At 61.3% G+C, this 13,075-nt stretch carries 12 protein-coding genes; all 12 read left to right on the top strand.

Annotated features, from left to right (window positions below; all coding sequences use genetic code 11):
* Positions 1 to 25: 25 nt before the first annotated feature.
* On the top strand, positions 26 to 574 hold the full coding sequence (gene rsmD / locus SRB521_RS10840) for a 16S rRNA (guanine(966)-N(2))-methyltransferase RsmD (protein ID WP_033116231.1): 549 nt from the start codon (positions 26 to 28) through the stop codon (positions 572 to 574).
* 27 nt (positions 575 to 601) lie between these two features.
* Positions 602 to 1,096 carry a pantetheine-phosphate adenylyltransferase gene (coaD, locus tag SRB521_RS10835; protein WP_033116230.1) on the top strand — a complete coding sequence of 165 codons (495 nt, stop codon included), beginning with the start codon at positions 602 to 604 and terminating at the stop codon, positions 1,094 to 1,096.
* Positions 1,096 to 1,635 (top strand): hypothetical protein, encoded by a 540-nt coding sequence (locus tag SRB521_RS10830; RefSeq protein ID WP_033116229.1) that lies wholly within the window; start codon positions 1,096 to 1,098, stop codon positions 1,633 to 1,635. The genes coaD and SRB521_RS10830 overlap by 1 nt, the downstream gene beginning before the upstream one ends.
* Positions 1,636 to 2,007: 372 nt before the next feature.
* Complete coding sequence (mraZ, locus tag SRB521_RS10825) at positions 2,008 to 2,430, top strand: division/cell wall cluster transcriptional repressor MraZ (RefSeq protein ID WP_033116228.1); 423 nt, start codon at positions 2,008 to 2,010, stop codon at positions 2,428 to 2,430.
* Positions 2,431 to 2,441: 11 nt separating this feature from the next.
* Positions 2,442 to 3,374: a 16S rRNA (cytosine(1402)-N(4))-methyltransferase RsmH gene (gene rsmH / locus SRB521_RS10820; RefSeq protein ID WP_033116227.1), complete on the top strand. Its 933-nt coding sequence runs from the start codon at positions 2,442 to 2,444 to the stop codon at positions 3,372 to 3,374.
* Positions 3,375 to 3,409: 35 nt separating this feature from the next.
* Positions 3,410 to 3,979, top strand: a complete 570-nt coding sequence (locus SRB521_RS10815) for a hypothetical protein (RefSeq protein ID WP_058117309.1) — start codon at positions 3,410 to 3,412, stop codon at positions 3,977 to 3,979.
* 255 nt (positions 3,980 to 4,234) lie between these two features.
* Complete coding sequence (locus SRB521_RS10810; protein WP_116721916.1) at positions 4,235 to 6,697, top strand: penicillin-binding transpeptidase domain-containing protein; 2,463 nt, start codon at positions 4,235 to 4,237, stop codon at positions 6,695 to 6,697.
* A gap of 31 nt (positions 6,698 to 6,728) precedes the next feature.
* Positions 6,729 to 8,183 (top strand): UDP-N-acetylmuramoyl-L-alanyl-D-glutamate--2,6-diaminopimelate ligase, encoded by a 1,455-nt coding sequence (locus tag SRB521_RS10805; RefSeq protein WP_116721836.1) that lies wholly within the window; start codon positions 6,729 to 6,731, stop codon positions 8,181 to 8,183.
* An 87-nt stretch (positions 8,184 to 8,270) separates the two neighbouring features.
* Positions 8,271 to 9,257, top strand: a complete 987-nt coding sequence (gene mraY, locus SRB521_RS10800) for a phospho-N-acetylmuramoyl-pentapeptide-transferase (protein WP_075703539.1) — start codon at positions 8,271 to 8,273, stop codon at positions 9,255 to 9,257.
* 29 nt (positions 9,258 to 9,286) lie between these two features.
* Positions 9,287 to 10,501, top strand: a complete 1,215-nt coding sequence (gene ftsW / locus SRB521_RS10795) for a putative lipid II flippase FtsW (protein ID WP_242857412.1) — start codon at positions 9,287 to 9,289, stop codon at positions 10,499 to 10,501.
* A 13-nt stretch (positions 10,502 to 10,514) separates the two neighbouring features.
* The gene (gene murG / locus SRB521_RS10790; RefSeq protein ID WP_116721835.1) at positions 10,515 to 11,636 is read left to right on the top strand and encodes an undecaprenyldiphospho-muramoylpentapeptide beta-N-acetylglucosaminyltransferase; all 1,122 of its coding nucleotides are present in this window, start codon (positions 10,515 to 10,517) and stop codon (positions 11,634 to 11,636) included.
* 73 nt (positions 11,637 to 11,709) lie between these two features.
* Complete coding sequence (gene murA / locus SRB521_RS10785) at positions 11,710 to 12,966, top strand: UDP-N-acetylglucosamine 1-carboxyvinyltransferase (protein ID WP_075703541.1); 1,257 nt, start codon at positions 11,710 to 11,712, stop codon at positions 12,964 to 12,966.
* Positions 12,967 to 13,075 lie beyond the last annotated feature (109 nt).

Below are 13,075 nucleotides of genomic sequence, written 5' to 3'. Positions count from 1 at the left end.
TAATGAAAAAGGAGCGTGCGGGAACATGCGCGTGATTACAGGCTCCGCCAAGGGGCGCAAGCTGAAGGAACTCCAGGGCAGGGAGACCCGCCCCACCACCGACCGGGTGAAAGAGGGGCTTTTCAACATCATCCAATTTGACATCGAGGGGCGGCGGGTGCTGGATCTCTTCGCCGGTACCGGTCAATTGGGAATTGAGTGCCTCTCCAGGGGGGCGGATCGATGCACCTTTGTGGACCTCCGGAAAGAGGCTGCGGCCCTGATCCGGGAGAACCTGACTTGGTGCGCGCTCCAGGAACGGGCTCAGGTGATTCAGGGGGACTATCTGGCCTATCTTACCCGCTGCGGGGAGAAATTCGACCTCATCCTGTTGGACCCGCCCTATGGCAGTGGATTATTGGAAAAGGCGCTGGAGTCCATTGCGGCGATTGACATCCTGTCGGAAAATGGTATAATGGTCTGCGAAAGTGCGGTGGAACAGGTACTTCCGGAGTTGAAAAGCCCTTATACAAGGGGAAAAGACTACCGCTACGGCAAGATCAAGCTCACGGTGTATCGCCGTGACGCCGATTGACCATTCCCTCCAAGGGGGCAAGGACCAATGAAGATCGCGATTTATCCCGGCAGTTTTGATCCCATCACCCTGGGACATCTGAACATCATCAAGCGGGCGGCCCTGTGTTTTGATAAACTGATCGTCTGCGTGATGGTGAACTCCCAAAAGAACGGGCTCTTCACCCCGGAGGAGCGGGTGGAGCTGATCCGCAGAGTGGTGTCCCAGCTCCCCAATGTGGAGGTGGATGCCTCCTCCATCCTGCTGGCGGAGTATGCCAAGCAGCGCCGGGCGAGAGTGATCGTCAAGGGCCTGCGCGCGGTCTCCGACTTCGAAGCGGAGGTCCAGATGTCGGTCATCAACCGGAAGCTGAATCCCAATGTGGACACCATGTTCCTGCCTTCGCACGAGAAGTATACCTATCTGAGCTCCACGGTCGTGAAGGAAATGGTGCGCTATGGCGTGGAGCTGAGCGATTTCCTGCCCAGGGAGATCATCCAGGATGTGAAAAAGAAAACGGAAGAAAGCAGGAGGGATGGCTGATGGCGACCGGTGTGGAAGAATTGGTGGATATGCTTTTTGCCATGATTGACGAGGCGAAAAGTGTGCCGCTGAGCAGTGAGAAGTGCATCATCGAGCGGGACAAGGCCCTGGACCTGCTGGACGATATCAAGGCCCAGTTCCCCATGGAGCTGGGGGAGGCCAAGAAGCTCCTGGCCGCCCGGGCGGACTATATCGCCTCCGCGAAGCGGGAGGCGGAGCTCATCCGCAAGCAGGCGGAGGAGAAGGCGCGGCAGATGCTGGCGGAGGACGAACTGCTGGCCCAGGCCAAGCAGAAGTCCAATGAGATGGTCAAGGTGGCGGAGGACCGCAGCCGGGAGCTGCGCCGGGCCGCCAACGAGTACTGTGAGGACGCCCTTCGGCGTACCGAAGAGGCCGTCAGCGAGGCATACGACGAGATCAAGCGCTCCCGCGCGCGGTTCCGCGCGGCTGCCGCAGGCGTACAGCAGCCTGTGGCCGGCACCGGGGCGGTTGCCCCGGGCGGGCGTACTGTATACGACGCGGCGGCAGACGAAAATTAAAAAGTGACATAAAAAGGCGGCGGATCCCTACAGGGTCCGCCGCCTTTTTGCAGAAAAATTCGATGACCAAAACAGTTTGGGAAGATTGTGCGCAAAATATGGTGGTAAGCTGGGGTAGTAATACCAAATCCAGTATGTTTCCATAAAATATCCAAAAAATGACCTGTAATCATTTGTCACTGATTGTAATAGAACATACGTTTTCATTCTAAAAAGCAGGCGATTTCCCCCTGAAAATCCGGTGTTTTTACAGAAAAAATGAGGAACAAACCCTTGCAATTTGGTTACGAAACCTTTATACTGAAACTACTGGTGGAGCAAAATGGAGTGAAGTAGAGTAAAGTGGGGACCAAGGGGAGGAGATGAACGGTCTTGGGCAGCGTCACTGGCACATATGAGCACAGCATCGACGCCAAGGGCCGTCTGTTCATCCCCGCCAAGCTTCGGGAGGAGCTTGGCGACACATTCTACCTCGCCATGGGTGTGGATACCTGTCTGGCAATCTATCCACAGGAGAGCTGGGACCGGTTCACGGAAAAGTTCGCGTCGCTCCCCGTCAGCAAATCCAAGGATATGCGGTCTCTGTTCGCCAACGCGGTGAAATGCGTGCCGGACAGCCAGGGCCGTATCGTCATTCCTCAGCGTCTGCGGACGTACGCCGACCTGGGGAAGGACGTGGTCATCATCGGCGTGCACAACCGGGCTGAGATCTGGAGCGCGGCGCGCTGGAACTCGGAGGAAGAGGAAATGACGCCGGAGAAGATGGCGGCTCTTATGGACTCTCTGGGAATGTAGGAGGCACGACGATGGAATTCATCCACAAGCCGGTCCTCCTCAGAGAGTGCTTGGAGGGGCTGAACATCCGCCCGGAGGGGACCTATCTGGATGGAACGCTGGGTCGCGCGGGCCATTCCCGGGAGATCGCCCGGCGGCTGACGACCGGGCGGCTCATCTGCATCGACCGGGATGCGGCGGCCCTGGACGCCGCCGAAACCAGACTGGCGGACTGCCTGGAACAGGTGACCCTGATCCACGGGAATTTTGGAGACCTGGGCCAACTGCTGGACAGCCGGGGAATTTCCGGCCTGGACGGAATGCTCTTTGACTTGGGGGTGTCCTCTCCCCAGTTGGACGACCCTGAGCGGGGCTTCTCCTATATGCAGGACGCCCCGTTGGATATGCGTATGGACCGGTCGGAGCCTCTTACCGCCGACACGGTGGTGAACCAGTGGTCCCAGGAGGAACTCAAGCGTATCCTCTGGCAGTACGGGGAGGAGCGCTATGCCCCCCAGATCGCGGCCGCCATCGTCCGGCGGCGGGCGGAACGCCCCATCACCACCACCTTTGAACTGGTGGATGTGATCAAGAGCGCCATGCCGGGACAAGCCCTGCGGGAAAAACAGCACCCGGCCAAACGCTGCTTCCAGGCCATCCGTATCGCAGTGAACGATGAGCTGGGCGCAGTGGACCGGATGCTTCAGGCGGCGGTGCCACGGCTGGCTCCGGGCGGGCGGCTGTGCGTCATCTCCTTCCACTCGCTGGAGGACCGCATCGTGAAAAACGGTCTGGCGGCCTTTGCCAAGGGCTGTACCTGCCCGCCGGATTTTCCGGTGTGTGTCTGCGGGCGAAAGCCCGAGGTGCGGCTGGTGAACAAAAAACCCATCACCTCCACGGAGGAGGAGCTGGATGAAAATCCCCGCGCCCGGAGCGCTAAGCTGCGGGTGGCGGAAAAGCGATAAAAGACCCATTACAAAAGAGATCGGAGTGATACCCCTTGGCGAGTGCAACGGCCAGAAAACGAACCAGATACGCCGAGACCAGAGGCACGTACGGTAACCTGGCCTATGCGGAGCCGGCGGTCCGCCCGCTGGAACGTGGTGGGTCTGAGGTCCTCCGGCCCCAGCCCAAGGTGCGTACCAGGGAGCGGGCGGCGGTCCGGCCCAAGGTACGGGTCCGGGAGGCGGGGCAGATCTCCGTATTCGCCGTGGTGGGGTTCCTGGCCGTGGGCGTCTTTGCGGTGCTGCTGATGCTCAGCACCGTGCAGCTCACCCGGGTCAGCGACGAGATGATCTCCCTGAAGAGTCAGCTCTCCAACCTTCAGAGCGAGGAAAAGAAGCTGATGGCCCAGTATGAGTTGGCGTATGACCTGAGTACCATCGAGCAGAAGGTCACATCCGACGGCAGCATGGTCAAGCCGCAGAGCAGCCAGATCTATACCCTGGACCTCTCTGAGGAGGACAGCGTGGTGCACTACAGCCGGGAGAACGGGGGAGCGGAGACGGTGGACAGCCTGATCTCCAGCCTGAAGAGCCTTCTGGATGGGGCGCTGTCATATTTCCGCTGAAGCGCCGCATATGTTTGTGGAGGACAGAGGCAGAAGCCAAGACAGAATATAGAGAGAATGAGAGGGCGTAAGAAAATGGATATTTTCTTACGCCTCGCTTTTCACCCGGGATGCATGGGAGGCCGGGACCGCGGAGGAACAGGGAACGGGAGCCGGGCTCCCGTTCAGAGCGCATAGGGACATAGGCCCCGGAAGCGGGCGGTCCGGACCGTTGGTATTCCATATCTTTGCAGCAAGGAGATCGGCATGGCGCAGATGGAGCGAAAAAATAAGATTGGCAGCAACAGCGGGGACCGACGCCAGAACCGCACCATTTTGGGACGCACGCTCTTCCTGATGGGAGTGTTCGGCGTGATGGCCTTTGTGCCCCTGCTGTGGAAGCTGTGGCAGATCCAGATCGTGGATCACGAGTTTTATGAGGAACTGGCCATCGACCAGCAGACCCGTGATATGCTGGTGACCGCCCCCCGGGGAACCATTTATGATTCCCAGGGAAATATTTTAGCGGTCTCCACCACGGTACAGAACGTGGTCATCTCACCCAAAGACATCTTCAAGGGCCAGTCTACGGCGGCGGAACGGGGGGCATCCAAGCTGGAAAAGGGCGCCGGCCTCACCGATGCGGAGAAGGAAAAGAAAAATCTGGTCGTCACCGACGCCGAGGTGGCGGCGATGAACGGCACCTACAAGGAATTTATCGCCGAGGGCCTGGCGGATATCCTGGGTATGGAGAAAGCAGACGTCCTCAAGCGGATGGAGAACACCGCCTCCCAATACGAGGTCCTCAAGTGGCGGGTGGACGACGACGTATCCCAGGCTGTTCGGGAGTTCAAGGACACCTACGACCTCTATCCCGGCGTCTACCTGCTGCCGGATACCAAGCGGGTGTATCCGTACAGCTCCCTGGCGGCCCAGGTCATCGGTTGGGTCAATGTCAACGACGGTAACCGGGGTGCCTATGGCATCGAGGCCAAGTTCGAGGAAGAGCTGGCGGGCGAGCCGGGCCGCGTGGTCACAGCCAAGAACGCCGCCGGTACGGAGATGCTCTCCAGCTATGAGAACTATATCGACGCGCAGCCGGGGCTCAATCCCCATCTTACCATCGACGCCACCATCCAGAGCTATTGCGAGCGCACGCTGGAGGAGGGCATCAGCTCCTACGAGGTGCGCAAAGGCGGCTTCTGTATCGCCATGAATCCCAAGACCGGGGCTGTGCTGGCCATGGCCTCCACCCCCAATTATGATCTCAACAGTCCCCGCACGGTCACCGATCCGGTGCTCTCTCAGTACCTGGAACAGGTGCAGAACGATCCCAGCACCAGCGAGGAGGCATACAAAGAGGCCCTGCAGGCGGCCCAGTATCAGCAGTGGATCAACCGGGCGGTCACTGATACTTATGAGCCGGGCTCCACCTTCAAGACCGTTGTGGTGGCCGCCGCCCTGGAGGAGGGCGTGGTCAACGAGAACACGCACTTCTACTGTCCAGGGTATAAGATCGTGGCGGACCGGCGCATCAGTTGCTCCAAGCACGAGGGACATGGGGACCAGAACCTGGCCCAGGCCGTTGCCAATTCCTGCAACCCAGCGTTCATTGAGATCGGCCAGGCGCTGGGGGCGGAGAAATTTTACCAGTATCTTCTGGATTTTGGTATCATCGGCAAAACAGGCATCGACATCCAGGGCGAGGCGGACAATACCAATCTGGTGTGGACCCAGGAGTACTTCACCGGCCCTTACGGCGAGGTGTCCCTGGCCACGGCCTCGTTCGGCCAGACCTTCCGCCTGACCCCCATTCAGCTCATCACCGCCGCCTGCGCAGCGGTGAACGGCGGTCATCTGATGCAGCCCTACGTGGTCCAGTCCTTCACCGATCAGGACGGCAATGTGGTGAAGCAGACACAACCCACCGAGATCCGCCAGGTCATCAGCGAGGAGACCTCGGCCAAGGTCCGGCAGATGCTGGAGGGGGTGGTGGACGGCGGCACCGGCAAAAACGCCTATATGGAGGGCTACCGCATCGGCGGAAAGACGGGTACCTCGGAGAAGCGAGATGAGAACACCGGCGACAATATCGTCTCCTTCCTGGGCGTGGCCCCGGCGGACGATCCTCAGGTCGTGATTCTACTGGCATTTGACAGCCCCACGCCTGTGACGCCGGGCTCCAACTATACCTCCCACGGCTTCTATATCAGCGGCGGCAATATGGGCGCCCTCTCCGCCGGACCGCTGATCGCCGACATCCTGGACTATCTGGGCGTGGAAAAGGTGTACAGCGACGCCTCCTATGCCGACGTGGTGGTGCCCCAGACCGTGGGTTTGAGCCAGGCCGACGCACAGTCCCTGCTCCAGTCCAAAGGGCTGGGTTACCGCGTTGTGGGAGACGGGGCCGTGGTCACCGACCAGATCCCCTCTCAGGGCGTCTCCATTCCGGGCAAGAGCGAGGTGGTCCTCTATCTGGGCGCGGAAAAACCCACGGAGCAGGTAGAGGTCCCCGACCTCACCCGCAAGACCCCCGGGGCGGCGGAACAGGCCCTGGAGAAGCTGGGACTCTATATGCGCGCCTCCGGCGTCACCACATATTCCGACAGCACCATCTCCACCAGCCAGTCCATTGCGGCGGGAACGATGGTGGAACCCGGCACCGTGGTGGAAGTCCACTTTATGGATACGGCGGTCCAGGATTACGCCGCCAATGGAAATATCGACTCGATCCACTGAGCATGCTCCAACCAACCATCGGGGGTGAATCATGAAGCTGAACCAATTGCTCCGCGGTGTGGCGCTCACCGGCTGCCGCGCGGACCAGGACGTGGAAATCACAGGAGTCAGCTACGACACCCGGACCATGGCCCCGGGCGGCCTGTTTGCGGCGCTGGAGGGCTATAAAACCGACGGACAGCTCTATATCCGGGAGGCGCTGGAAAAAGGGGCGGTGGCGGTGCTCTGCCGCCGCGCGCCGGACTTTGACGGACCCTGGCTGACGGCGGAGGACCCCCGGGCGGCCCTGGCGCTGATCTCTGCGAACTGGTTCGGGCACCCGGCGGAGGCGCTTACCTGTGTGGCTGTGACGGGGACCAATGGCAAGACCACAACGACCTACCTTCTCAAAGCCGCGCTGGAGGGGGCCCTGCACGCCAAGGTGGGGCTCATCGGGACCAATCAGAATATGATCGGGGAGGAGGTGCTTCCGGCCCACCGCACTACCCCGGAATCCTATGAGCTCCAGGAACTGCTGCGCGCCATGGCCGACGCGGGCTGCACCCATGTGGTCATGGAGGCGTCCTCCATCGCACTGGTCCTCCACCGCACCGGCGGCATCCGGTTTGCGGCGGGTATCTTTACGAACCTGACCCCGGATCATCTGGACTTCCACGGCACCATGGAGGCTTATCGGGCGGCCAAGGGTCTGCTTTTTGACCAGACGGATCTGGCCGTCGTCAACCTGGACGATGATGCGGGGCGATACTATGCGGAAAGCGCCCCATGTCCGGTGTTCACCTATTCCGAGCGGAAGGATGAGGCCGATCTGGTGGCCAAGAACATCCGCCTCTTTCCCAGCCATGTGGAGTTTGAGGCCGTGGCGAGGAACACCATCGGCCGCATCTTTCTTCCCATTCCGGGCGGCTTTTCCATCTACAACGCTCTGGGCGTGGTGGCGTGTGCCCTGAACCTGGGCGCAGGACTTCCGGACATCGCCGCCGCCCTGCGCTCGGCAAGGGGGGTGAAAGGGCGGGTAGAGGTAGTCCCCGTTCCGGCGGCCTATACGGTCATCATCGACTATGCCCATACGCCGGATGCCCTGGAGAACATCCTTACCACGGTGCGGGATCTGACGGACCGGCGGGTCATCTGCCTGTTTGGCTGCGGAGGAGACCGGGACAGGAGCAAGCGTCCTGTGATGGGCTCCATTGCCGCGGCCCTTGCCGATATATGTGTCGTCACCTCGGATAACCCCCGCACCGAGGAGCCGGTTGCCATCATCGCAGATATTCTGAAGGGGATGGAGGGGACGGATACGCCCGTCCGTGTAGAGCCGGACCGCCGCGCCGCCATCCGGCTGGCCCTTTCAGAGGCCGGGACCGGAGATGTGGTGGTGCTGGCAGGCAAGGGACATGAGACCTATCAGGAGATCGACGGCGTCCAGTTCCATCTGGACGAGCGGGAGGAGGTCGCCGGTTTTTTTGCCCGGGGCAGACGCGGATAAGAGCGGCGTTCCGATACTTTTCTCTTTCCCTCTGCGCGGTAATATGGTATAATCCCCGTTTGGGAATTTGCCAAGGAGGTTGAATAGATGAGAATACTGATTGCTGCGCTGGTGTCTTTTGCGGTCTCGGCCATTGCCGGAAAGCTCCTGATCCCCATCCTGCGCCGAATGAAGGCGGGACAGTCCATCAAGGAGGACGGCCCCACCTGGCATATGTCCAAACAGGGTACCCCCACCATGGGCGGGCTCATGTTTATTCTGGGCATCCTGGTCGCCATTGTCCTCATCGGCTGGCCGGATATTGCCAGGGGGGACTTCCGCGCCGTTTTTGTCTTTTGCTTCGCGCTGGTGTTCGGTGTCATCGGCTATCTGGATGACTATGAAAAGGTCAAAAAGCATGAGAACACCGGCCTGACCGCCGGCCCCAAGTTCTTGCTTCAGCTGGCGGCGGCCATTGCCTTTACCGCCCTGCTGCGCCACTTCGGCTATCTGGCACCTCATCTCTATATCCCCTTTGCCAATGTGACGGTGGAGCTGCCGTGGATGCTTTACATGGTCTTTGCGGCCTTCGTCATGGTGGGGACGGTGAATGCCGTGAACATCACCGACGGCGTGGACGGCCTCTCCTCCAGCGTCACCCTGCCGGTAGCGGCCTTTTTCTCCGCCGTGGCCTGGTACTGGAGCATCCCTGACCTGGGCATCTTCGGCGGCGCCCTCTTCGGCGGCCTGTGCGCGTTCCTGCTCTACAACCACTATCCGGCCAAGGTCTTTATGGGCGACACCGGGTCCCTGTTCCTGGGGGGCGCGGTGTGCGGACTGGCCTTTGCATTCGATATGCCCCTCATCCTCATCCTGGTGGGTATCGTCTATATCGCGGAGACCCTCTCGGACATCATCCAGGTGGTCTATTTCAAGGCCACCCATGGAAAGCGTATTTTCCGCATGGCCCCCCTTCACCATCACTTCGAAATGGGGGGGTGGAGCGAGAAAAAGGTGGTGGCGGTGTTCGCACTGGTATCCCTGGCGTTCTGCGCCGTGGCGTTCCTAGGCGTTTTGAACCGCTATCCGGTATGACCCCCACTTCCCTGAAAGGCAGGTAACCTATGGCCCGTAAACTCAAGCGCGATCTCACCGTGGAAGAACAGCTCGCCAGGGGTCCCATGGACCTGCCTTTTCTCATGCTGGTGCTGCTGCTCACAGGCATCGGCCTCATCATGATGTTCTCGGCGTCCTATGCCTACGCCCTCTATACCCGCACCGATCACGATGCCACCTACTACTTCCTGCGCCAGGGCCTTTTCGGCGCGGCGGGGGTGGCGGCCATGTATGTTATGTCCAAGGTTAACTACCAGAGCCTGCGGTGGATGTCCGTCTTCGCGCTGGGGGCCTCCATCGTCCTGCTGATCCTGGTGAAGGTTCCCGGCATCGGCACGACCGCCAACGGTGCCAACCGCTGGATCCGGGCCTTCGGGCCCATCCCCCAGTGGCAGCCCTCGGAGGCCGCCAAGCTGGGCGTCATCCTCTACTTCTCCGCCCGGCTGGCCAAGCGGAACACGGAGAAAAAGAAAAAATTCGATAGGCATCAATTTAAGGGGCGCGTACTGGACCTTCTCGACCGGATCGGCTTCCTGGAGCTGGTGCCCTACGGGGTGGTCTTGGTCGTCATCGCGGGCCTTCTGCTGCTGGAGCCCCATATGTCCGCGACCATCCTCATCCTGGCCATCGGTGCCTCCATCCTCTTTGCCGCCGGGATCCGTCTGGGCTGGTTTGCCGCAGGAGGGGCCATTGCGGCGGTGGGGCTCTTTTTCATCATCAATATGACCCCCTATATGAACGACCGCATCGCCATCTGGCAGAACCCTTGGTCGGATATGCGGGGCGACGGCTACCAGACCATCCAGTCCCTCTACGCCATCGGCTCCGGCGGTCTGTTGGGCGTGGGCCTGGGCAACAGCCGCCAGAAGTTCCTCTACATCCCGGAGCCGCAGAACGATTTCGTATTCTCCATCGTCTGCGAAGAGCTGGGCTATATCGGAGCAGCTCTGGTGCTCATCCTGTTTGCACTGCTTATCATCCGGGGCTACTGGCTGGCCATCCATGCCAGGGACCGGTTCGGGGCCCTGCTCATCGTGGGTGTTACCACACAGGTGGCGGTCCAGGTGTTTTTGAACATCGGCGTGGTCACCAATCTCTTTCCCGTCACCGGCATCTCTCTGCCGTTTTTCAGTTACGGGGGCACGGCCCTGCTGATCCAGCTGCTGGAGATGGGCATCGTGCTGAGCGTGTCAAGACAAATCCCGGCCCCCAAGGCCGGTTAGAGAAGGTGTTCCCTTGAAGATACTCTTTACCTGCGGCGGTACCGCGGGGCATATCAATCCGGCCATCGCGCTGGCCCGGCTCTTCCAGTTCCGGCATCAGGGCTGCCAGGTTCTCTTCGCCGGAGCGGACAACGGGATGGAGCGGACGCTGGTGCCCCATGAGGGCTATGAACTGCGCACCGTCCACGTGAACACCATCCACCGGGCCTGGAAATGGAAGGACATCAAGCACAATGTCATGACCGTTGTCACGCTGCCCCAGGCGAGGCGGCAGGCCAGGGCCATTCTGGATGAATTCCGGCCCGACTTGGTGGTGGGCACCGGCGGCTACGCCTCCTATCCCGTGGTCAAGGAGGCGGCGCGGCGGGGTATCCCCACCGCCGTCCACGAGTCCAACGCAGTTCCCGGCCTCACCACCAAGATGCTCTCCAAGGTGGTGGACCGGGTCATGGTGGGCTTTGAGGACTCCAGGCAGCACTATCCCCATCCGGAACGGGTGGTGGTCACCGGCACGCCGGTGCGGCGGGACTTCTTCAACGATACCCGCAGGGAGGCCCGCCAAAAGCTGGGCCTTGCCGATGGAAAGCCCATGGTGCTCTCCTATTGGGGGTCCCTGGGGGCCGACGTGATGAACCACTATATGGCGGATTTCATCGCGGAGGAGGTTGGAGAGGGCTGTCCAATTCACCATCTCCACGGCGCGGGCCGGAACTATGCCTGGCTGACCGGTGAGCTGGGGCGCCGGGGCGTGGCGCTGACCAAGGGGGGCGATGTGGAGGTGCGGGAGTATATCTATGATATGCCCCTGGTGATGGCCGCGGCCGACTTGGTGATCTGTCGGGCAGGGGCATCCACCATCTCCGAGCTCACCGCCATCGCCAAGCCCTGTATCCTGGTGCCTTCCCCGAATGTGACCAACAATCACCAGGAAAAGAACGCCAGAGTGCTGGAGCAGCATGGGGCCGCAGTGGTTCTGCTGGAACCGGAAATTGACGGAAAGCGGCTCTATGGAACAGCGAAGGAGCTGCTGGCGGACCGGGACCGACTGACGGCTATGTCCAAAAGTCTCACCGAGCTCTCCGTTACCGACGCCTCGGAGGAGATCTACCAGACGCTGATAGCACTTCTGAAGTAGGCCGGGCACTGTCACATACCCGTCTTTCCGCATAGTATGGCCTGAAACCATGAAATGCGGAGGATGGACCTATATGAGTGCTTATCTGGTGGAAGGCGGCAGACCGCTGCGTGGAACGGCCAGAGTCCACGGGGCCAAGAACAGCGTGCTGCCGATCCTGGCGGCGACGATTCTGTGCAGAGGGGTGAGTGTGGTCCACAACTGCCCCGATCTCTCAGACGTCCGCGCCTCCATTTCGATCCTGGAGCATCTGGGATGCAAGGTGTCGCGGACCGGGGACACCATTACTGTGGACGCCTCGGAGCTGACCCAAAACGATGTGCCCGACGCCCTGATGCGGGAGATGCGGTCCTCCGTCATCTTCCTGGGGGCGATCCTGGCCCGTACCGGCTCCGCGGCCCTGAGCATGCCGGGGGGGTGCGAGCTGGGCCCCAGGCCCATCGACCTGCACTTGGCCGCCATCCGGGCCCTAGGGGCGGAGATCCGGGAGGAGGGAGGCGCCCTCTTGTGCGCCCTACCCGGCGGGCATATGGCGGGCTGTGAGATCAATCTCTCCATCCCCAGCGTGGGGGCCACGGAAAACGCCATGCTGGCGGCCTGTGGGGCGGAGGGGACCACAGTGATCTCCAATGCCGCCCGGGAGCCGGAGATCGTGGATCTGCAGGCATTCCTGCTGGCTCTGGGGGCCGAGGTGCGGGGCGCGGGCTCCTCTGTGGTCACAGTCCGGGGTGGAAACGTGCTCCACGGCGGAGAGCATACCGTTATGCCGGACCGTATCGTCGCGGCCACACTGCTCTCGGCGGTGGCTTCCGCCGGCGGAGAGGCGGAGATCCTGGGCACCGATTATCGGCAGCTATCTACGGTCACCGCCGTGCTGGCGGAGGCGGGCTGCCGGATCCGCAGCGGGGCCGATTACATCACCATCCGTCGGGATGGTCTGCTCAAGGGCGTGCGCCCCATTCGCACGGCGCCCTACCCCGGCTTTCCCACCGACGCGCAGCCCCCGGTCATGGCCGCTCTGACCAGGAGCGAGGGGACCACCGTCATTGTGGAGAATATGTTCGAAAGCCGCTACCGGCATGTGGATGAGCTCTGCCGCATGGGGGCGGATATCCGGGTGGAGGGCCGTGTGGCGGTGATCTGCGGCGTAGACCGTCTCCGCGGCACCGGACTGAAGGCCGCCGATCTGCGGGGCGGGGCCGCCCTGGTGGTGGCGGCCCTAGGAGCCGATGGACGGAGCGAGATCACCGGCCTGACCCACATTGACCGGGGGTATTACGGCCTGGACGAGACTCTGCGGGGGCTGGGGGCCGGAATCACAAGAGCATAGAAGCGGACGGGCCGCCGTTCCCGGCGGCCCCGCCGCCTGCTTATGGATTTGTAAGCATTTCTTAACGATTTTCTCACTTTTTTGTGCTATACTATCCCAACTGTGAGGA

It is taken from the genome of Intestinimonas butyriciproducens (assembly GCF_004154955.1).
Taxonomy (GTDB): domain Bacteria; phylum Bacillota; class Clostridia; order Oscillospirales; family Oscillospiraceae; genus Intestinimonas; species Intestinimonas butyriciproducens.
The sequence above is the reverse complement of the archived record's forward strand: the minus strand, read 5'-3'. Positions and strand labels throughout refer to the sequence as shown.

Excerpts from the sequence above, each read along its gene's own strand:
- rsmD (WP_033116231.1), top strand. The coding sequence starts at position 26 with ATGCGCGTGATTACAGGCTCCGCCAAGGGGCGCAAGCTGAAGGAACTC.
- coaD (WP_033116230.1), top strand. The coding sequence starts at position 602 with ATGAAGATCGCGATTTATCCCGGCAGTTTTGATCCCATCACCCTGGGA.
- SRB521_RS10830 (WP_033116229.1), top strand. The coding sequence starts at position 1,096 with ATGGCGACCGGTGTGGAAGAATTGGTGGATATGCTTTTTGCCATGATT.
- rsmH (WP_033116227.1), top strand. The coding sequence starts at position 2,442 with ATGGAATTCATCCACAAGCCGGTCCTCCTCAGAGAGTGCTTGGAGGGG.
- SRB521_RS10810 (WP_116721916.1), top strand. The coding sequence starts at position 4,235 with ATGGAGCGAAAAAATAAGATTGGCAGCAACAGCGGGGACCGACGCCAG.
- SRB521_RS10805 (WP_116721836.1), top strand. The coding sequence starts at position 6,729 with ATGAAGCTGAACCAATTGCTCCGCGGTGTGGCGCTCACCGGCTGCCGC.
- mraY (WP_075703539.1), top strand. The coding sequence starts at position 8,271 with ATGAGAATACTGATTGCTGCGCTGGTGTCTTTTGCGGTCTCGGCCATT.
- ftsW (WP_242857412.1), top strand. The coding sequence starts at position 9,287 with ATGGCCCGTAAACTCAAGCGCGATCTCACCGTGGAAGAACAGCTCGCC.
- murA (WP_075703541.1), top strand. The coding sequence starts at position 11,710 with ATGAGTGCTTATCTGGTGGAAGGCGGCAGACCGCTGCGTGGAACGGCC.